This window comes from Clostridium sp. UBA7503 (assembly GCF_002477055.1).
Taxonomy (GTDB): Bacteria; Bacillota; Clostridia; order Clostridiales; family Clostridiaceae; genus Clostridium_J; species Clostridium_J sulfidigenes.
In genome coordinates this window covers 1-21,839 of sequence record NZ_DLNT01000045.1, presented here as the reverse complement: position 1 = coordinate 21,839, position 21,839 = coordinate 1, and the positions used below count along the sequence as shown (strand labels likewise).

Sequence of the window (21,839 nt, the reverse complement as noted above, 5' to 3'; positions counted from 1 at the left end):
GCTCAAGTACCTGGAAAAGGTAAATGAGCCATAGAAATATATTTTTATGGTTGAATCATATATATTTTTGATAAATCTTCAAACATATATATAGGTACTAATTTGGCATCTTCAATCCCACCAAATTTAGCATCAACTCCGATTAATGACTTTGAATAATATAATGGGTATACTACAGCATCATCAGCTATGGTCTTTTGAATTTTTTCATATAATTCTTTTCTCTTTGCATCATCTGATTGAGAAGCTCCATCCTTCCACAACTTGTCTAGTTCTTTGTTGTTATAACATTGAGCATTAAAGCTACCACTAGACATATAAGCACTAGAATATCCATCTGGATCATTTCCCATTACATATCCATTTATAAGTATATCGTAATCTCTTTCTTGTTCTCCAAGAATTTTTGAGAAGTATACATTGTCATCTATTTGTTGAGCATCTACTTCTATGCCGATAGCAGAAAGTTGTTGTTTAACAACCATGGCAATTTTGCTATCTTTTGGAGTATATTGAAAATTCAATTTTATATTACCTACCCCAGACTTTTCCATAAGCTCTTTGGCTTTTTCTAAATTTTGATCATATTTTTCTACATCATCAGTATAGAATTTTGTGTTTGGAGTTAAAATAGAGTAAGCTTTTTCAGTGTTTTCTAAATTAGTATAGGATGTTTTTAAAATTTCTTCTTTATTTAGGGCATAGTATATAGCTTGTCTAACTTCTTTTTTACTTAAGTTTTCATTTTTTCCATTAAGTATAATATAATTCAGCATTCCTTCATCAAAAGAATGAGTTTTAAACCTATTATCTGATGAGAAAGTTTCAAATTTGTCTTCAGCTAAATATGATGCAGAAACCTCTCCATTTTCAAAAGCAATTTTTGAAGTATTATCATCTGGAATTATTCTATAAACCACACTATCTAAATGAGGTTTTCCTAAATAATAATCATCAAATCTTTCTAGGGTTACCATCTCACCCTTTTTCCATTCTTTAAATTTAAAAGGACCAGAACCTACTGGAGTATTATTTTTATCTGATTCTGCTAAATTGCTTTCATCTTCAAATATATGTTTTGGAATTATTTTAAAATCTCCAATTGATATATAGAATGGTGCAAAGGTATTTGGAAGTTTAAATTCAACAGTTAAGTCATCAATTTTATTAGCTTGGACTTCTTTTTTATCAATAACAAAAGTTTGTCTAGCATCAATCCCCTGACTTTCATCTTTAGCTATATTCACACTATAAACAACATCATCCGCTGTTATTTTTGTACCATCATGCCATGATAAATTATCTTTTAATTTTAATGTATATGTAAGTTTATCTTCAGAAGCTTCCATACTTTCTGCTAAGTAATATCTTACTTCATCTTGATCAACTACATATAGTGGATCAAATAAAGCATTGTTTATTGTATAAGTAACTCTGTTTTGTTGAAAAAAAGGATTTAGGCAACTTGGATCAGTTCTAGCTGAAAATATCATTGTTCCTCCATCCTTTATTTGTTGTTGAGCAGTTTCATTTGTTTTGGATTCAGTATTAGTAGAACTATTTTTTGAACTGCATCCAATTAAGGACAAGGATAGTATTAAAGATAGTCCAATACTGAGAAATCTAGTCTTTTTCATTGTAATCCCCCTTATATACTGTAAAATCAATTCATGTTTATGAATGAATTTTATGATAGTTATAGTTACGTGAAAATACGTAACAATTCCTTATATAGGATAACATAATAAATATTAGGATATAACTCCTATTATAAATTAAAATAAATAAAATCAGTCTATTAGAAAACGTTATAACTACAAAAATCAACAATTTATTACATAATAAATTGTTGATTTTTGTTATTAGTAACTAGTGGAAATAAGCCATATAATAATTTCTGGAATTCTTCACATTTCATATTAGTGAATTATTTTATAAAATGGTTTGTTGAGTATAAATATATTAAAAACAGGAAAATATATTATTAAATTCTATGAAGTAAGGAATATTAAAATTAGGAGGAAGATATGATGAATAATTATGAATTACCAGAAGACAATTTAGGAGAAGAATATAATTTTGAAAATGAAATTAGTTATTATGATGAAGGATATGAAGAATGTACACGATGTGGTAATAGGGATTGTTTAGACAATAAAAGATTATGTAGTTACTGTAGTGAAACTTGGGAATAAAATTAAATGTTTTAATTATATAAAGAGAGTTATTTGCTTCAGGAGAGTTTTTCTACCCCTGAAGCTTACTAACAGACTTCTAAGTATCAATTTATTTNNGGGAAATCGTTATCCAGGGACTTAGTAGCTCTTTATGGCCACTTTAAAAAAGATGGGAGTATTAGAGCTGGGAGTTGTCTGATAAATAGTAGAAGAATTTACTTTAGAATTAAGTTATGTAATTAAGAGATAAGTAACATGCAATATTACAAGACTCAATTTATAGTAAATTTTTGTAGATTATTACAGTAATTTTTATATGTTACATTTTAATTTTATAATATGCTAGACAAAAATATAATTTATTCATATAGAATCATAATAAATATGATTATTGGCATTTGACAACAATTAAAAACAGCAGTAATATAAATTTGGTAAATACCAATAATAATGAGGAGATGATTTTATGTCAACATGTGATACATGTCCATCCAATGGTGGATGCAGTAAAGATAAAGGAAGTTGTGGAGTAGAAAACAATCCTTTAAATAATGTTAAAAAAATTATTGGAGTTATGAGTGGAAAAGGTGGCGTTGGTAAATCATCCATGGCTACTTTGATAGCAAGACAATTAAAGGAAAGAGGATATAAAGTAGGGATTTTAGATGCAGATATCACAGGGCCAAGTATACCAAGACTTCTTGGGATTACAGGACAAAAAGCCATGGGGGATGGTAAAAATATATATCCTATTGAATCTCAAGAAGGAATAAAGGTTATGTCGTTAAATCTACTAGTAGAAAATGAAGAAGATCCTGTAATTTGGAGAGGTCCTATGATTGGTGGAATGGTTAAGCAGTTTTGGACAGATGTGATTTGGGGAGAATTAGACTATTTAGTAGTTGATATGCCACCAGGAACAGGAGACGTAGCACTAACTGTAATGCAAGATATTCCTATAAATGGAATAGTAATGGTATCTGTTCCTCAAGATTTTGTATCTATGATAGTTGCAAAGGCAGTTAACATGACTAGAAAATTAAATATAAAAGTTTTAGGTGTTATTGAAAATATGAGTTATATTAAGTGTCCTGATTGTGATAAAAAAATTAAATTATTTAATGGAGAAGATACGGAAAAGTTCTTGAAAAAGCTAGATTTAAATCTTTTAGGTGAATTACCTATGATAAGTAGTATAAGCAATTTATCAAAAGATGAAGAGCATCAAGAGGAGTTAAAAAACATATTTAATAAAATTGTTGAAAACATGATCAATAATTTATAAGAGTAAGTATAACAGATAATTATTGTAACCTTTTTATAAATTATTGTATCATTATATTAGTCTATAACAGTATAAAAATTTATAATATAAAAACTATCTTAAGTCTTTGATTTGAGATAATTTTTATATTTTTTGTTTTAAATCTAAGGATTAAATTACATTGTTATATAAGAGATAAAAATCTAAAAACTAAAATAAAAAATAATTAATATATAAATAAAAAAATATATAATAGAGAAACTATAAATAAACATATTTTTAAAAACATTGGTTTTATTAGTATTTAGAGTGAATAATTGTTATTCATTAATGAATATAATAAACTTTAGGAGGAGTTCTATGTTCAATGGTACATTGATTGAGTGGATAGGTTATTTAGCATCTATACTAATTACAATTTCTATGTTTATGAAGGAAATATTTAAGCTAAGATTTATTAATTTAATGGGATGTATATTATTTGTAATATACGGGTTGATTATTGGAGCATATCCTGTAGCTATAGCTAATGCAATTATAGTTTTTATAAATCTATATTACTTATATAATTTATTTAGAGAAATGAATACTAAAAATAACATTTAAATTTTAATATAACAATAAAAGTTAAGCTATAGTGAAATAGAAAAGTTACACTATAGCTTTAAATATAGAATTAAAAAGTAAATTTTCTATGTAAATTCATACTAAGTTTACATAGAATTAATTTACAGATAATTTAAAGTATAGTATATTTATCAGAGAGTTTATAATTATTATTTAAGGAGGATATTGGATGTTAAAGGATGAAGAAAATATAAAAAGTGATAATGGAAGTATAGAAGAGGAAAATGTAACAGAAGAAAATATAGCTGAAACACAAGAAAACATGGAAGCAACTTTAGAAAATGAAGAACTATTAGAGCATATAGATGAATCTGAAAAGATAGAAAAGTGTTCTAATGAAAATGTTAAAAAGAAAGGTGGATTTCTAGCAAAACTAGGTGCTAATATAATTGATCAGAGCATAAGTTTATTAGTAAGTTTTGCATTACTCTATTTATTTAATTTAATATTAATGCCTTTTGGATATAAATTTGGAGACAAAGCATTAGGATTTTTAGTAATATATGTAATTGTAAATGTTTTATATGGTATTATAATGGAAGCTACTAAGCTAAAAACAACTATAGGAAAATCTATTTTAAAATTATAGTAGTGAAAACGTGTCTATGTTTAGATGCGTTTTTTATTTATGGAGAAAAAATAGACACCATGTTAAAGTATATATTTTGCTGAAGCAAATGCTATAATAAGAATAAATTAAGAAGTTATTATTGAGAAAATTATTATTAATAATTAATGTTTTAAGCTGGAGGATTAAATATAAATGAATAGAATCACTACAATAAAGAATAAGAAAATTACAATCTTAGCAACTACAGATATACACGGAAATATTTTAGGATATAACTATGATAATGGTGAAAGCTTTAATGATAGTGGAATGAATCGTATTTATTCTTATATAAAGCAAGTAAAAAGTGAAAATCTTAATACTTTGGTAGTGGATAATGGAGATATAATTCAAGGAAATACGTTAACAGATGAAATGTATAATAGTAAGAAGGATGAAAATCATCCTGTGATTTCTGCTATGAATTTTATGGGATATGATGCTATGGTATTGGGAAATCATGAATTTAATTTTGGACTTGATTTAATAAAATCTCTTGAAAAGCAAAGTAATTTTCCATTTCTTTCAGCAAATGTAGAATATAGAGAAAGTGGTGAAGATTTTGTAAAGACACATACAATTATAAATTGTGGTGGAGTGAGAGTTGGAATTATAGGGTTAACTACTCCTAATGTACCAAGATGGGTAGGAAATGTAGTGAAGGATCTAAATTTTCACGACCTTGGTGAAACTGCCTATAGGTATGTAAGTGAAATTAGGGGTAAAGTAGATATTATAATGGTTATGGCTCATGCAAGCATGGTTTCAGAACATGATAAGAAGAATGAAAGAGATGCAGCTGAAAAAATATTGAGATTATGTCCGGAGATAGATGTACTAGTAGTTGGGCATTTTCATATAACAGTAAAAGAAAAAAGAGGAAAAACGCTCATTGGAGGGGCTACAGATAGTGGACAGGAAGTAATTCGTTTTGATTTAACCTTGGACGATAATAATCATGTTATAGATGGACAAGTGAAAGTTGTATCCATGAAGGAGTATTATCCTAGTGAAGAGTTAAGTGAATTACCGGTTATTAAGAAAGCACATGAAACAACTATGGATTTTGTCACAGAAGTAATAGGAGAAGCCACAGAAGATTTTCAACCAAAGGATGAGATAAACTTTATACCAGAAGGACGGCTTAGAGATACTCCACTTATAGAATTGATAAATAAGGTTCAGCTAATAAATTCTGGTGCAGATATTACATCAACTTCTTTAATTAGGGATGATAGCAATATAAAAAAAGGTGTTATTACTTATGGACATATTTTCAATATATATAAGTTTACTACTTTTCTTTATGTAGTAGAAGTTACTGGGAAAGAGTTAAAGAATTATATGGAATGGGCTGCTTCCGCTTATAATCAGTGGAAGCCAGGAGATATTTCTATAAGCTTTACCATGGATATTCCAGGATATCAACATGAATTTTTTGCTGGATTAAATTATAAAGTAGATATTTCTAAACCAATAGGTCATCGAATTGTAGATTTAATATTTAAAGGTGAGTTAGTGAAAGAAAATCAAGTATTAAAATTAGCAACCAGTGATTATTGCTATTTTGCAAATTTAAAAGGTAGGAAGCTAGCAAAGAATAATTATATATGGAAATCTTCTAATACAATTAGAGATATGATAGTAAAATATATTAAAAATCAAGGTATTATATCTCCGCAAATGGATAATAACTGGGAGATAACTGGGATTAATTTAGAGTCACCATATAAAGGGCGAATAATTAAATTAGTCAATGAAGGTAGTATTGAATTACCTTATAATAAAGCTTTAAATATAGACAAACTTAAAAAGTTAGGTTTATTAGATATGAAGTAGGAATATTTGTGTTGACTATATATATTTATTATGGTAAATTATACTTGTAATTTTAAATTTAGGAAGGGGACAATGAGATGTTGATTAGAATCAATTGTTAGTTAAATTTTCGAGAAAAGAAAATATTTAATTTGAAAGAGGTTTTGTTTACGTTATAGATCTATAGTACATCTATGGGATTTTTTGTGATACTTCTTTTTAATACAATTGAAATGAAATCGATCTTATTGAGCTATTTCTAAATTTTACTTAATTATTGTAATAAGACTTGCTTAAGACCTAAGTCTTAAGAAGGGTATTATATAGGATTACTTTTAGTGAATTCCACAATTATTTATGTCTTTAATTATTTAGTGATTTACAAGTTGTCCTAAGTTTATAATAATATTTGTTAATATATATTTTATAAATGTAAAGAAGTACTTAAAGTATGAGTAAATATGGTAACATATTTAACACTTTACTACGTCTTTGATTTTATAGGATGTATAATAATATGAAACTTTATCTATATATACTGGGTAAAGAAGATGATATATACTAAATTAGAGATTTAGTATATTAACTAAGTAAAATAAAAATGTTAGATTTGGCTGTAAGAGAGAGATTCTTTCTTGCAGCTTTTTTGTTGCTCAATAAGGGGGATTTCTAAAAAAGTAAAAAGATAAAGTAGAAAAAGGGGGATTTAATAGTGACTTATTATGAGGATAAGAAAATTAGGATAAGAGATATAGAAAAAGGAGATATCATTAATTTATTTTCTTGCAGAATTGACAAGGAAATTAATAGGTATGATCCAAGACCTATACCAAGTAATAGTAGGGAATTAATTCAAGAATGTAAAATCTATTGTGATAACTTTGAAAGAAATGTGCTCAATGATAGATTAGAAGATCGAATGTATAGATATTTTATAATAACCGATAATGATGAAAATTTTATAGGTTTTGTCAACTTATTTAGTATAGATACAGTTGCAAAGCAGGGGGAAATGGGAGTTACCATAGGTGATAAAAGATATTGGAGGAAAAGCATAGCTTATGACTCTATTAAGATAGCCATAAACTATATATTTAATACCATGGATATAAATAGAATATATGTGGAGATTGAAGAAAATAATAAGCCATCATTAGCACTATTTAACAAGCTAGGATTTAAAAAATGTGATGAGTATATGGAAGATGGAGAATTTAAATTTATAGTAATGGATATTCAATCTTATAATGATTAAATTTTAAATAGTTTCATATGCAGAAATTTACCTATGCAACTATTTAAATATAGAACTATACAACTAGTTAAATAGTTCTTCTGTTCATGAGGGTTTGTGGGATTTGGTTATTTAGATGATTTAGTAATTCTATACACAAACATAAAGAAGTGACGTATTAGAAATGTAAATTTAGCTAGTAGTAAATAGTTAAATTCAGTAAGTTTAGATAAAAAATAAATTAAAATATACTTAAATTGAAGGGGGGAAGTGATTGAGGTATCAATTAGATGACCTTATTGCTAAATTAATTATGAAGAATAAAAAAATATTAAGTCCAATGATATTAAAACTTGAAGAGGATATGAATTCTGGAAATGATAATGCTATAGATATATTTTGGAAAAAGATCGAAAGAGAAGGGGCGCCTCTTATTGAAGACATAGAGGGAGATGAAGAAAATTCAATTGTAACTGTAATTTGGAGACAGGATAGAGAAATTGATAATATATTTGTTTTCAGTGAAATATTTGGAGGATGGATGTTCGGAGAAGGCGATAAAAAAACTAATTTATATAGATTAGGTAATAGCGATTTATGGTATAGAAGTGCTATTTTATCTAAAAAAGCTCGTTGCTTATATACATTGATAGCAAATGTTAATGAAGAGTATGAATGGAGGGATGAAGATGTAATTATAGACCCCCTGAATCCTAAAACTTATACAGCTGCAAGAGATGAGGAGAATCCTGAAGATATAGCGCTCCTTGTACCTACCGAAAATATAATTGAGATGCCTGAGGCTAAAGAAAAAATATGGACAAAGGAAAGAACTGATAATAAAATAGGAAAAATTCATATGTCTAGATTTAAGTTTAAGTCAGATAAAAAAGAAAGAAGAGTTTGGATATACACGCCTTATGGATATGAAGAAAATGGATATGATAACAATCTAATGGTGTTTACTGATGGATGGGAATATATAAACTTAGTAGAAACTCCTAAAATACTAGATAATCTCATAGGTGATAGGCATATAAGTTCTACCTGTGCTGTATTTATTGAAGGCTCTGATAATAGAGCAAAAGAGCTAATTTGTAATAATGAATTTTTGAAATTTATTACAGAAGATATATTACCATGGGTTACCAAAAACTATAAGGTGACAAAAAATCCTAAAAACACAATTATTACAGGATTAAGTTTAGGTGGACAATTTGCAGCTTATGCAGCATTTAATGGATCTGATATATTTGGAAATGTTCTATCGCAATCAGGAGCATTTGCATGGTTTATTGATGATAAGGGAGAAATACAACTTGATTCTGAAGGAAATAGTAAATTAATAGAGGAATACAAGGATTCAGAGGTATTACCAATAAACTTCTATTTAAATATGGGAAGCCTAGAAGGATTTTCAAAAGGCCATGTGGAGGCAAACAATAGAATGATAGCTACATTAAAAAGTAAGGGATACAATGTAACTTCTGAAACTTTTATAGGTGCTCATCTTTATTATGATTGGCAAGATAATCTAGCAAATGGAGTAAAAGCTTTGTTAGTAGATAAACAATAGTAAAGAGGTTAATTAAATAAAATTATTAGATAATTTTCATTATTAAAATGATTTGATCAGATACTTAAGGGGGATATAGTATATGAAATTTCAAATGTGGTCAAAGGAAATATTAAGTTATGAATTAAGGGATGGATATAGACTAGAGAGGGCTGATAATAAAAGGTTCACTGATTACTATACAGTTTACTCACAGATGAACATTGCTAATGGCTTCTTTAAGAAAAGTTATGACGTAATGAGAACTGTAGTTGATGATGAAGATGAATGCTTTTGGATTATTAAAGATGATAAAAAAATAGGTGGAGTGTTTATAGAACCTAATAATATATCAGAATTATTCATTATACCTCCCTATTCAAACGTAGATTTATTATTAGAAAGACTTAAAGAAATTCTAGTTTTTTGGTCAGATACTACAAAGGATATACTTGCGGATATAGTACAACCATCTTTAGTTGAAAATTATGAGAAAATAGGATTTAAGAAAATTGAAAGCGGTAGGTGGATGATAAGACCGACAGAAGAATTCAATATTATGTGGGGAGAAGGTTTTTATGCGAATTTACCTAAAAGAGAAAATCAAGGAGAAATAGGAAAGTTACTTTATGAGGCTTTTGAAAACAATGTGAATCTTCATAGTAGTTATACTCTAGATGAATATACAGGTTGGGTAAAAGAATACTTTGATGATTATTTAGACAGTGACATGCTAAATAGAGCTTCTACCCTTGTATATGATGGAAATACTAATGAGCTAGTTGGAGTTTGTTATGTATCACTTTGGCAGGAATGGCCTTTAATATCTCAGATAGCTGTTAAGCCAAGCTATGAAGGTAGGGGGATTGGAACTAAGATGCTAAAAAAGGCACTTACTATTCTAAAGAAAGAGTATCCTGTAGTTAGGCTATATGTTGATATAGGAAATGAAGCCGAGGAAGTTTATGATAGCTTAGGATTTTTAAAGGGGCTTGAGTTGACACAGATGAAGTTAGTTTAATTAGAGAGTAGGTAATAGGATGAGTGAAAATTGTGAAATAGAAGAAATGGGGAGTTTTTTCAATTTAAGGGCCGAAGGATATGAAAAGCATATGGAAGACGCCATAAATTCCTTTGAAGAATACTACAAGTTAGTTTCTTCTACGCTAAAATACACTGAAGAAGTTATTGAAATTCTAGATTTAGGATGCGGTACAGGCCTTGAGTTAGAAGAAATATTCAATAAGGTACCTAATGCTAGAGTAACTTGTATAGATTTATCTGAGGAAATGCTAAAAATTCTTAAAGAAAAATATAAGGATAGATTGAACCAAATAAATATAATAGTTGCATCCTATTTAGAGGAAGAGCTTGGTGTAAGTAAATATGATTATATATTTGGAGTAATGACTATGCATCACTTTTTATATGATGAAAAGTTAGAACTTTATAAGAAAATAAAATTAGCATTGAAGGAAGAGGGGAGTTATATAGAAGGAGACTATGTGGTAAGTAAATATTATGAAAAGAAGTGGCTTAAGCGAAGAGAAGAATTATTGAAAGAATATGAGAATAAGAAAATTAAGATTTATCACATAGATATTCCTTTTTCGCTAACTACACAAAAAAGGCTATTGAAAGAAGCAGGATTTAAAAATCTTCATATAATTTTTCAAAAGGGTGAACACCTAATTTATGATGTAAAGTAAGGATATTAATATAAAATCGCATATGTAAGATAAAATGGAAATGGGATACTGGGTTTAAAACTATTGATTAACATCCATAGTCTAATATTACGTAAAGAATTAGACTATAGATGTTAGTCATAAAATAAGTTAATTGAAGAAATGGTTTCAACATAATTAATTGAAAGGGGTGATGATAATGAAGTTGCCAATAAAAGATTACTTTGGATTATTATATAAGTACTTAAAAAAGCAAAAGATTATGGTAATACTACTATTTCTTATATTAGTTACTAACTTAGTAATACAATTAGCAAATCCACAAATATTGAGATATTATATTGATGCTGTAACAGCAGATTTGGGCAGAGAAAATTTAGTAATAGCAGCTCTATTATTTATAGGTTTTGGAATTATAAGGCAAGTATTTAAAATTATATCAACTTATATTAGTGAAAAAGTTGGATGGAGAGCAACTAATGCATTAAGAGGAGATTTAATAGAGCACTGCATAAACTTAGATATGGATTTCCATAAAACACATCAATCAGGAGAAATGCTTGAAAGGGTTGATGGAGATATAAATGCTCTATTTAGTTTCTTCTCTACTTTTGTACTGCAATTTATATCAAATTTAGGACTTTTAATAGGAATAATTTTATTGCTCTATAAAGAAGATTGGAGGATTGGATTAACATTAACCATGATTGCTATTTTGGATATGGTTGTAATGAAATATATAGAAAAACATTCATCAAAGCATTGGGAAAAATCAAGGGAATATAGTGCACAGTTGTATGGTTTTTTAGGAGAACAGATTACTAGTGTGGAAGATATAAATACTTGTGGCAGTAAAAAATACACTATGAATAGTTTATATAAATTATTCAGAAAAATGCTGCCCGTGGAAATAAAAGCCAGTTTAGGTCACTATTATATGTGGATAGCTAACATAATTGTCTTTGCATTAGGTAATGCTGCAGCATTAATACTTTCAGCGTATTTTTACGGAAATTCATTAATAACCTTTGGTACTGTATATTTAATATTTTACTATGTTGAGCTAATGGCTAATCCACTAGAAGAAATCAGATCACAGATGCAAAAACTTCAAAGAGCAGAAGCGAGTATTAAGCGCATAAAAGAGCTTTTGCAAATTAAAAGTACAATAAAGTATGGTGACAATTATTTAAATAGTAAAGATTCTATTGATGTAGCCATAGATGGAGTTTCATTTAGTTATGAAGATGGAGAGGCTGTACTTAAGGATATAAATATTGATATAGAAAAAAATACTATTTTAGGAGTACTAGGTCATACAGGGAGTGGTAAAACTACCTTAGCTAGGTTAATTGTAAGGTTATACGATGTATGCAATGGAAGTATTAGATTTAATGGAGAAAATCTAAAGACCTTTACTAAAGAAAGTTTGATGGAAAATATTAGTTATGTTACTCAAGAAGTACAAATTTTTCATGCAACAGTTAGAGAAAATCTCACACTCTTTAATCCTAGTATTAAAGATGAAACTATACTTAATATCATTGAAGATATTGGATTAATACCATGGTTTAATAATTTACCCAGGGGACTAAATACTATTCTAGATAGTGGTGGTAGCGGCTTATCTTCAGGAGAAGCTCAACTTCTCGCTTTTGTAAGAGTGTTTCTTAAAAATCCCAAATTAGTTATTTTAGATGAAGCTACTTCAAAACTTGATCCAATCACTGAAGGACTTATAGATAATGCACTAAATAAACTACTCCAAAATAGGACTTGTATAATTATAGCTCATAGACTTGGAACAGTTGGGAGAGCAGATAGCATTTTGATTCTTGAAGAAGGAACAATTGTAGAGTACGGCAATAGAAATCAACTTTATAAAGATAATAATTCAAAATTTTATAATTTACTACAAAAGGGTATGGAGGAGGTGCTGGCATGATAAAAAGTAAAAAAGAGAAAATTCCAGTGCTTGAGTATATTGCTAAGATGATAATGTATAGACCGTGGTATTATTTACTCAATTGCTTTTTATGGATAACAATTCATATGTTTCCATTGATACCAGGTTTAATTACTAAGAGATTTTTTGAAGTCTTAGAGAAAAGTGGAGGGTTGAATAGTGAAATTCTAAGCCTTATGGTATTAATTTTAGTAGTAGCATTAACTAGATCAATTATTATAGCTATGGGTGGAAGAGTAGATGCTAACCATAGATTTTCTATGAGTGGATTACTTAGAAGAAATCTACTAGAGTGTATTATAAATAATCCATTAATTGAAAATAAGACTTCTTTAGGTGAGTCTATGAACTGTTTTAGAGATGATATAGAAGAGATTGAGACTGTTATAAGCTTCACTTTAGATATAATTGGGGATGGATTATTTGCTTTAGGAGCACTAATTATTTTATTAACCATAAATGTAAAGGTAACTTTATTTATTTTTGCTCCTTTAGTTATAGTAATTTTATTATCACAAAAAGCTATGAAGTATATTTCAAAATACAGGACTACTGCTAGGGAAGCAACTGGTGATGTATCAGGGGCTATCGGCGAAATATTTACTGGAATACAAGCCATAAAAATATCTGGAAGTGAGAAGTATATAATTAATAATCTGAATAATCTAAATGAAAAAAGAATGAAATATATGGTGCGCGATAAGATTTTTGTAAATATAATGGATGCTATATATGAAAATGCTGTAACTATTGGTACTGGATTTATATTGTTATTAACAGGTAAATATATGCTGGAAGGGAGCTTTTCGGTAGGAGATTTTTCACTATTTCTATATTATCTTCCCTTTGTAGCTGATTTTGCAGGCTTCCTTGGAGAAATTTTTGCTAGGTATCAGCAAGGAGGAATTGCCTTTAAGAGAATGTTTAAACTCTTAGATGAAAACATGGAAAAAGAGTTATTAGCTCATAATTCATTATATCTAAAAGGTGAATTAATTGAGGAGAAATGTAAACAAGAAGATATAGAAGTTAAGAGTTTAGAGGTTAAAGAGCTAACCTATAAGTATAATGAAACTAGTGGTATAGAAAATATTAACTTAAGAGTAAATAAGGGTGATTTCGTAGTAGTTACAGGAAGAATTGGAGCAGGGAAGACAACTCTTATAAAATCTATTTTAGGAATGTTACCTGTAGATAGTGGGAGAATCTATCTAAATAATGAAGAAGTTAAAAATAATAGTGAAAAGCTAACACCGCCAATAGTAGCTTATACGCCTCAGAATTCTAACCTATTTAGTGATACTATTAAAAATAATGTTCTTTTAGGACTAAAGGATGAAGGAAAAATATTGGAGCAAGCTATATATTCAGCAGTATTAGATAGGGATATTAAGAGTTTTAAGGATGGAATAGATACCATGATAGGTTCTAAAGGAGTAAAACTTTCCGGAGGCCAAAGACAAAGGGTAGCTGTGGCAAGAATGTTTGCAAGAAGGGCTGATTTATATGTCTTTGATGATATATCTAGTGCCTTGGACATAGAAACAGAGATAAAGCTTTGGGATAGGATGTTTGAAAGGAAAAATATAACGGCCTTAGTAGTTTCTAATAGACATGTAGCCTTAAAGCATGCAGATAAAATTTTAGTTATGAAGGATGGAAAAATTGAAGGTCAGGGAAATCTTGAAGAACTTCTTGAAAACTGCGAAGAAATGAGGCAGATATGGGGTCTTGAAGCTTAGAAGATAGCCTATATAGAATAAGTTTCTGAATATCCAAAGTTAGACTTTACTTCCCTATTGAATAAAAGGAAGGATATTGATTACATGTTTAATCAATCTCCTTCCTTTTAAGCATTTTATACTGAATTAAATATAATATATTTTATAAGACATATTCCATATGATAATCAAAGGGCTCAAGACTATATAGCTTTTTATTTATTTCTTTAGTTAATATACATCCCATACACCTATAAAAGGTTTGAGCATTTTCACAAGATGAGGCAGAGATATAAATTTTATTAGCCTTTAATTCTCTAGCTTTATCAATACACATGTTAAATAGTGTTTTCCCAATACCTTTATGGCGGTGGCTGTTTGTAATGTGAAGATTGGACAATTGAATATACTGTTTTTTACTTCCAAAGAATTCATTTTCTAGGGAAGCAAATCCTACTAATTTACTTTCATCAAAGGCTGCAAAAACTGAACCCCCTTTCTCAAATGTAGATTTTAATTCATTACATATGCATAATAGCTCATTATTATCCCAATTCTCTTCATAATAGATATCTTTTAGGTACTCACTTCCATCATCTCTTAGTCTCCAAGCTCTGTATATTTTCTCGTGTCTATCAAAATCATTTAATAGTTCAGGAACCAAGTCAGTTATTTTTAATTCTTTATATATCATCGTTTATTTCCTTTCATAACTTATGTTAATAGATTATTTACCATCTAAGGTATCTAAATGAGATAATTTATTTGTATAAATTATTCTATGACAACAGCTAGTTATCTGCCAGTGATGTATTCCAGTATCACCTGTAGATATAAAAAGTTGTGAATTTATAGGAAGCTCAAGAAAACTTCTAAAAAGCATATTTATAATGCCACCATGAGCAACAATGGCTATAGTAGAATCAGAGGAGTTTTCACTAACTATCTTTGATAATATGGATTCAGATCTAGCTCTGAATTCTATCATACTTTCCATTCCATACATAGATGTGTGAGGCCATCTTATAGCAGGTTCAGGATAACGCTCATTTGCTTCTTCCCTAGATAACCCCGCTAATAGTCCATTATTAAATTCCATGAGTCCATTTTCATATATAATAGGAATGTTAGTAGCATTAGATAATATTTTAGCAGTCTCACTAGAACGTTTTAACGGACTGGAATAAATTATATCAATATTATAATTTATTGATAAAAAATTTGACATAGCTAAACCTTGCTTATATCCAAGTTCTGTTAATGGGAAATCTGCTCTTCCTTCATGAACATTTAATATGTCTGCTTCTGATTGACCATGTCTAATTACAATGATATCCAAATTTATAGTTCCCCCTCATAATTAATTTAAGGTTATAAAATAATTATATAGTATAAATAAAATGAATTATATGAATTTTTAGTTAAATATAATTGCAATTAAATGATTATTCATAGGTGAAGAATAATAACTTTTTAAATAAATTAAAATTTATATATAGATTATATTCATTTATTAACCTGAAAAAGTGTAACAATTATAGCATTTGTATTATAGTTAGTAGAAAAATTTATGGAAGACAGGGAGGTTATTATAAGTAAATAATATGAAATTATTAATTATTATAGAATCATAGGAAGTGTTCTACTAATAAAAAATTCTATATTTTATGTTATAAATAAATAATAAGGGAATTAAAAGGAGTGATACTAATGAAGAGGAAACTTATTACATTAATTATATGTGGAGCATTAGCAGGCACTGCACTGGTAGGATTAACTTTACAAAATAATTCTAAGTACATTAATAATTCAGCTATTGAAAGTGTAGATGAAAAAGAAGACATAATAGAGGACAATAGAAATGAAATTGCTGTATATGATGAAGTAGATGAAGAAGATAATAACAGTAATGAAGAAATAAACCTTAGTAAAGATACTAGGTTATCTCGGGGTGGCGGACAAGCTGATAATTCACAAAATGATAAAAATGTAGTTAATAATGATGAAGGAAGTAATTTAGAGGAAAAAGAAAGTTCTAATACTACAGTTAATAATCAAGAAGAAATAACTGAAGGTAATTCTTATAGTAATACTGAAAAGTCATCAGTACCATCTCAGGAAAAAGTGAATACACCATCTAAATCAACTATATCGACTACAACAGTTACAGGTGATTTTTCATTGCAAATAGAACAGCTTATATTTACAAAAGTAAATGAAGAGAGAGCTAGAGCGGGTATGAGCACCCTAAGTTACAGTAGTCTTATGGAGAAATACGCAAGAATAAAATCAAAGGATATGGGAGATAAAAATTACTTTGACCATAAAAATATAGAGGGTGAGCTTATAACAGCGCAAATGGCTAGAGACGGTATTTCTTATAGATCTTGGGGAGAGAATATAGCTTATATAGGTGGAGTATCTGACATAAATGAACTTGCTAATCAATTTATGACAAATTGGATGAATTCACAAGGACATAGAGAAAACATATTATCTCCTAACTTTACAAGCATAGGTGTTGGGGTATATAAAGCTGGAAATAGATACTATGCTACACAAGAGTTTTATAAATAATTGTACAAGCATTAAAAGTTTCACCGTTAATATATATTATATAATTAAGAACATAGTTAAAAAGCACTAAGATAAAAGATATCTTTAGTGCTTTTATTTTATATAAAGCATTTATTAAAAGTTATTATTCATTTGTTAATACTGTAAGTTTATTGTAATATATAATAAAGGTTAATCCGATGACTATCAGCTCTAATACTCTTTCTTCTTCAAAATTGGAGTTAAGAGCTAGTACATCCCTGGATAACGATTTCCCCTAAAATACAACGACTTCTAAGTATTAAATAAATTGATACTAAGAAGTCTGTTAGTAAGCTTCAGAGAAGCTAAGAACTTTGTTTATAGAGTAATCTAATATTAATAAGGAGTGAAATAATGAAAGTTAATTTTTATAAATTTAATGAAATAGATGATTATAAATTAAAATTTGCAGTAATAATGGCAAGATATATGAATCAATGGATATTTGTAAAGCATAAAGAAAGAGATACTTGGGAGATTCCAGGAGGACATAGAGAAGAGAATGAAAGTATAAAAGATACTGCAAATAGAGAATTGAGAGAAGAAACAGGGGCTATAAAATTTAAACTTAATCCTGTAAATATATACTCTGTTGCAAGGGAGAGTAATGACACTGATGAATATGATGAATCCTATGGGGCACTTTTCTTTGCCGATATTGAAGAGTTAGGTCAACTTCCTAACTTAGAAATTGAGGAAATTTGCTTATTCAATAATCAACCTAAAAATATTACTTATCCATTAATACAGCCTTATTTATTTAATAAAGTTAGTAGAATATATACTTTAGATGATAGAGCAAGATTAAATGAACCTATAAGCATTAGGTAGAAGGGAGTTAAAAAATGGGGAAAAACTTTGAAGATATGTTAAAATCATATGATAAAAACAATAAAAGAAATGATTTAAACTCCATGGGACTTAAAAAACCCATTATGTTAATGGAAGGAGATAAAGTTGCAACTATAAGTCTATCTTGGGGCGGAGCAGGAGATGAAGATATTCTTTGGAGATATGAAGTAGGGAAAAAAAGACTCCAAGAAGATTTTGGGCTTAAAGTTATGGAAATGACGACAACTCTTAAGGGTACAGAATATGTATACAATAATCCAGAGGAAAGGGCAAAGGATTTGATGGAAGCTTTTAAAGATCCTTCGATTAAAGGTATTTTTTCTTGTATTGGGGGCAATGAAAGCATAAGAATTTTACCTTATATTAATTACGAAGTAATAAGAAATAATCCCAAAATCTTTATTGGTTATTCTGATAGTACAGTTACACATTTTATATGTATGAAGGCTGGAATTTCTAGTTTTTATGGACCTGCGGTACTTTCTGAATTTGCAGAAAATATAAAAATGTTTGACTATACTAAGTTTTATATAAATAGAGCACTATTTACTAATGATGTTATTGGTAATATTAGACCATCAGAAATTTGGACAAGTGAATATCTACCTTGGGAAGTTGAGAATAAATTTATTTCAAGAAAAGTAAATAAAAATATGGGATATGAATTATTGCAAGGAAGTGGAAAGGTCCAAGGACATTTAATAGGTGGTTGTATTGAGGTATTAGAAATGTTAAAAGGAACTGAAGTATGGCCAAGTAGTGATAAGTGGAAAGATGGAATATTATTTTTGGAAACATCTGAAGATAAACCAGAACCTACTTATTTGGAATATTGGCTACGAAACTATGGTGCTCAAGGAATTTTACAAAACATAAATGGAATAGTTTTTGGAAAACCTTATGATGATGTTTATTATAATGAGTATAAGGAAGCATTTATTAAGGTCATAAGAGATGAATTGAAACTAAAAGATTTACCAATACTATTTAATGTGAATTTTGGACACACAGCACCTATGATTACAATTCCTTATGGAGCAAAGGCTGAAATAGATTGTGAAGAGAAGGATTTTTCAATAATAGAAAGTGGAGTTAGGAAGTGATAAAATGAGATACGTTATTGTTTCTGTTATAAAGGGGGAAGCAGGAGATTTTAATAATAATCTTAGAAAAGAAGTTTATAGTAAGTTTAAGGCTAAGTCTTCAAAATTACCTGCACATTTTACTATAAAAGCCCCATTTGAATACGATGGAGATATTAAAGAACTAGAGAAATCTATAGAAAATTATTGTATAGCTCATAAAAGAGAGCCTTTAGAGATTAACGGCTATAATCACTTTGATGATAGAGTGATATATATGAATATGATAATGAGTCAAGAAGGAAAGGCTCTTCATGATGAATTAATTAGTAAAATGAGTAGGATTCCTTATATTGAATTTACTAATAAAGATGGTAAGGATAAAATATTTCATATTACGATAAGTTCAAGAAGAATAAAAAGCATATATTATGATCTTTGGAATTATGTAAATAAGTATCCATGCAATTTTCAGGGTTATTTTGATAATGTATGCATTTTTAGGTGGGAGACTAATACTTGGGTGTTACATAGAGAGTATCTTTTCCAAAAGTAAAATAATATAATAACTACTGATTGATAATTTAAAATCAGTAATTATTATAGAAAATTAATATAGATATAGTTATGTATAAAATTAAAATTACAATAAATCTTTATAATTAAGCTAGAATAAATTTTATATATTTATAAGATATATCTGGATAGGAGTAGATATGGGTAATGATATAAAAAGATGTATAATGATATTTCCAGAGTTTCAAAATATAAATATAATTAATGAAATAAGAGAAACTTATGATCCTTTTGTAAATAATGTGAGCCCTCATATTACGTTAGTCTTTCCTTTTGAAAGTAAAATTAAAGAGTACCAATTGAGAAATTGGATGAATGAAGCATTAAAGGGTGTAAAGCCCTTTCATGTGGAACTAGAAGGAATAATAAAAATTAGCAGTGATTTAAGTTTATATTTATGTTTAGAGGTAAAGAAAGGCAAAGAAGCGATAAGAGAAATTCACAGTAGATTATATAATGGAATACTTAAGGCGTATAAGCCACAGTGGTTAAATCAGGTTGAATTTATACCTCATATGACTATTGGCAAATTTAGTTCTGAGGAAGAGCTAAATATTGCGTATGAAAGAATTGGAAACGTGAAAGAGAAATTTCTTTCTAAGGTGGACAAGATATCTGCAGAAATTGTAGTTGAAAATGATAGATCTATTAGGGAAATAGAGATTAATTTACAAGAGTAGATTATATTAATAAGCATTATAAGGAGAAGATATAATGAAGAGAAGATTTGCTAATAAGCCAGATTGGAGTAGAGTATTAAGGAAAGAGTTTAAAATTGAATTCATAGATAATGAAGAGTTAAAAGGATATATATCTAGTATTCATATGAAAGAGATAACAGAACCATTAATTATACAAACTAAGGGTGTGGATTATTGTATTGTGGATAAAGAATATTCTTGGATTCAGTATTTTCCAGAAAATAAAAACTATGTATTAACAGTTATGATTGATGAAAAACACAATATAATTCAATGGTATTTTGACATTTCAGAAAAATATGAACTTACTGAGGATGGAATACCTTTTTATGATGATTTATTTTTGGATATAGTAGTGTTAACTACAGGAGAAGTAATTCTACTAGACGAAGAGGAATTAGAGGAAGCTTTAAATAATAAGAAAATAACAGAAAAACAATATGGGGATGCAAAAGAACAGGCTAAGGAACTTATTGTATGGATAAATAAAAACTTTGAAAAATTATATGAACTTACTAAGAAATATTATAATCATTTACAAAATATTTCTTAGGAAATATATTACATATAAGAAATGTTTTGTATGAGATACCTCTGAGCATGTTTCAAACAAAGTTGAACATTTCATAAGGATTCGTGTAATATTTTTTAGTATAGGTACAATTAAAAAAATCCACAAAAGAAATTGTAAACCTAACATTAATAAAAAGATTACAATTTTCGCAAAAGCTATAGAAATGGATGTACACATATGTTAATATATGAAGGAATAAATATTTGAAATAAAATATAATAAGTATTAATATGGGAGGTACAACATTGAAAATTACAACTAAGAACATTATATTATGCGCTATTTTTGCTGCATTAACAGCTATTCTCTCACAAATATCAATACCACTGCCGTTTACTCCTGTTCCTATAAATCTTGCCATAATATCAGTTTTTATTGCAGGAGGCTTATTAGAAACTAAGATAAGTGCAATTAGTCAATTGGTATATGTAATAATTGGAGCTATCGGAGTTCCTGTTTATGCAAACTTTACAGGGGGTCTTGGAATTCTAGTTGGTCCTACAGGAGGATATATAGTAGGATATATTATAACTACAATTATAATTGGAGTTATAGTTAAAAGGTTAGGGAACAGTATATATTCTTATACAGTGGCTATGGTAGTAGGTATCTTAGGGTGCTACTTTGTAGGAACAGTATGGTTTATGCATATAACTGAAAGTGGACTAATAGAGGCGTTGCTTATGTGTGTAGTACCATTTTTAATTGGAGATATATTAAAAATTATTTTATCAGCATTCTTAGTTAAAAAGTTAAAAAAATATGTATAGACAATTAATAAAAGGGGCTTTCGCAA

The 21,839-nt window shown here is 28.4% G+C and carries 21 protein-coding genes; 18 read left to right on the top strand and 3 right to left on the bottom strand.

Annotated features, from left to right (window positions below; translation table 11 throughout):
* Positions 1-44: 44 nt before the first annotated feature.
* The gene (locus B3630_RS12095; RefSeq protein ID WP_346898491.1) at positions 45-1,637 is read right to left on the bottom strand and encodes an ABC transporter substrate-binding protein; all 1,593 of its coding nucleotides are present in this window, start codon (positions 1,635-1,637) and stop codon (positions 45-47) included.
* A 390-nt stretch (positions 1,638-2,027) separates the two neighbouring features.
* Between B3630_RS12095 and B3630_RS12090 the strand changes: the two genes are divergently transcribed.
* The 11 genes from B3630_RS12090 (at position 2,028) to B3630_RS12040 (ending at position 14,681) form a co-directional block, all read left to right on the top strand.
* Positions 2,028-2,195, top strand: a complete 168-nt coding sequence (locus B3630_RS12090) for a hypothetical protein (protein WP_346871064.1) — start codon at positions 2,028-2,030, stop codon at positions 2,193-2,195.
* A gap of 448 nt (positions 2,196-2,643) precedes the next feature.
* A complete protein-coding gene (locus B3630_RS12085) occupies positions 2,644-3,462 on the top strand; it encodes an Mrp/NBP35 family ATP-binding protein (protein ID WP_346898489.1) in 819 nt (272 codons plus the stop codon).
* A 309-nt stretch (positions 3,463-3,771) separates the two neighbouring features.
* On the top strand, positions 3,772-4,047 hold the full coding sequence (locus tag B3630_RS12080; protein ID WP_346898924.1) for a YgjV family protein: 276 nt from the start codon (positions 3,772-3,774) through the stop codon (positions 4,045-4,047).
* Between the two features lie 190 nt (positions 4,048-4,237).
* Positions 4,238-4,657, top strand: coding sequence for an RDD family protein (locus tag B3630_RS12075; protein WP_346898487.1), 420 nt, complete (start codon positions 4,238-4,240; stop codon positions 4,655-4,657).
* A gap of 174 nt (positions 4,658-4,831) precedes the next feature.
* Positions 4,832-6,517, top strand: a complete 1,686-nt coding sequence (locus B3630_RS12070) for a bifunctional metallophosphatase/5'-nucleotidase (RefSeq protein ID WP_346898485.1) — start codon at positions 4,832-4,834, stop codon at positions 6,515-6,517.
* 691 nt (positions 6,518-7,208) lie between these two features.
* Positions 7,209-7,751 carry a GNAT family N-acetyltransferase gene (locus B3630_RS12065; RefSeq protein ID WP_346898483.1) on the top strand — a complete coding sequence of 181 codons (543 nt, stop codon included), beginning with the start codon at positions 7,209-7,211 and terminating at the stop codon, positions 7,749-7,751.
* A 253-nt stretch (positions 7,752-8,004) separates the two neighbouring features.
* Positions 8,005-9,306: an alpha/beta hydrolase gene (locus B3630_RS12060; RefSeq protein ID WP_346898481.1), complete on the top strand. Its 1,302-nt coding sequence runs from the start codon at positions 8,005-8,007 to the stop codon at positions 9,304-9,306.
* Between the two features lie 82 nt (positions 9,307-9,388).
* Positions 9,389-10,306 carry a GNAT family N-acetyltransferase gene (locus B3630_RS12055; protein WP_346898479.1) on the top strand — a complete coding sequence of 306 codons (918 nt, stop codon included), beginning with the start codon at positions 9,389-9,391 and terminating at the stop codon, positions 10,304-10,306.
* 19 nt (positions 10,307-10,325) lie between these two features.
* Positions 10,326-10,994 carry a class I SAM-dependent methyltransferase gene (locus B3630_RS12050; protein WP_346898477.1) on the top strand — a complete coding sequence of 223 codons (669 nt, stop codon included), beginning with the start codon at positions 10,326-10,328 and terminating at the stop codon, positions 10,992-10,994.
* Between the two features lie 178 nt (positions 10,995-11,172).
* Positions 11,173-12,918, top strand: a complete 1,746-nt coding sequence (locus tag B3630_RS12045; protein WP_346898475.1) for an ABC transporter ATP-binding protein — start codon at positions 11,173-11,175, stop codon at positions 12,916-12,918.
* Positions 12,915-14,681: an ABC transporter ATP-binding protein gene (locus B3630_RS12040; RefSeq protein ID WP_346898473.1), complete on the top strand. Its 1,767-nt coding sequence runs from the start codon at positions 12,915-12,917 to the stop codon at positions 14,679-14,681. Before B3630_RS12045 ends, B3630_RS12040 begins: the two co-directional genes overlap by 4 nt.
* Positions 14,682-14,823: 142 nt before the next feature.
* Here B3630_RS12040 and B3630_RS12035 read toward each other — a convergent pair whose 3' ends face one another.
* Together B3630_RS12035 and B3630_RS12030 are read right to left on the bottom strand one after the other, a co-directional pair.
* On the bottom strand, positions 14,824-15,354 hold the full coding sequence (locus B3630_RS12035; protein ID WP_346898471.1) for a GNAT family N-acetyltransferase: 531 nt from the start codon (positions 15,352-15,354) through the stop codon (positions 14,824-14,826).
* A gap of 33 nt (positions 15,355-15,387) precedes the next feature.
* Complete coding sequence (locus B3630_RS12030; RefSeq protein WP_346898469.1) at positions 15,388-15,999, bottom strand: histidine phosphatase family protein; 612 nt, start codon at positions 15,997-15,999, stop codon at positions 15,388-15,390.
* Between the two features lie 371 nt (positions 16,000-16,370).
* Between B3630_RS12030 and B3630_RS12025 the strand changes: the two genes are divergently transcribed.
* The 7 genes from B3630_RS12025 (at position 16,371) to B3630_RS11995 (ending at position 21,813) form a co-directional block, all read left to right on the top strand.
* The gene (locus tag B3630_RS12025) at positions 16,371-17,237 is read left to right on the top strand and encodes a CAP domain-containing protein (protein WP_346898467.1); all 867 of its coding nucleotides are present in this window, start codon (positions 16,371-16,373) and stop codon (positions 17,235-17,237) included.
* A 375-nt stretch (positions 17,238-17,612) separates the two neighbouring features.
* Positions 17,613-18,089 carry an NUDIX hydrolase gene (locus tag B3630_RS12020; RefSeq protein WP_346898465.1) on the top strand — a complete coding sequence of 159 codons (477 nt, stop codon included), beginning with the start codon at positions 17,613-17,615 and terminating at the stop codon, positions 18,087-18,089.
* A gap of 83 nt (positions 18,090-18,172) precedes the next feature.
* Positions 18,173-19,213, top strand: coding sequence for a S66 peptidase family protein (locus B3630_RS12015; RefSeq protein WP_346898922.1), 1,041 nt, complete (start codon positions 18,173-18,175; stop codon positions 19,211-19,213).
* Between the two features lie 4 nt (positions 19,214-19,217).
* Positions 19,218-19,748, top strand: a complete 531-nt coding sequence (locus B3630_RS12010; RefSeq protein ID WP_346898463.1) for a 2'-5' RNA ligase family protein — start codon at positions 19,218-19,220, stop codon at positions 19,746-19,748.
* A 160-nt stretch (positions 19,749-19,908) separates the two neighbouring features.
* Positions 19,909-20,448: a 2'-5' RNA ligase family protein gene (locus B3630_RS12005; RefSeq protein ID WP_346898461.1), complete on the top strand. Its 540-nt coding sequence runs from the start codon at positions 19,909-19,911 to the stop codon at positions 20,446-20,448.
* 34 nt (positions 20,449-20,482) lie between these two features.
* The gene (locus B3630_RS12000) at positions 20,483-21,022 is read left to right on the top strand and encodes a DUF402 domain-containing protein (RefSeq protein WP_346898459.1); all 540 of its coding nucleotides are present in this window, start codon (positions 20,483-20,485) and stop codon (positions 21,020-21,022) included.
* Positions 21,023-21,288: 266 nt separating this feature from the next.
* Positions 21,289-21,813 carry a biotin transporter BioY gene (locus B3630_RS11995; protein ID WP_346898457.1) on the top strand — a complete coding sequence of 175 codons (525 nt, stop codon included), beginning with the start codon at positions 21,289-21,291 and terminating at the stop codon, positions 21,811-21,813.
* Positions 21,814-21,839 lie beyond the last annotated feature (26 nt).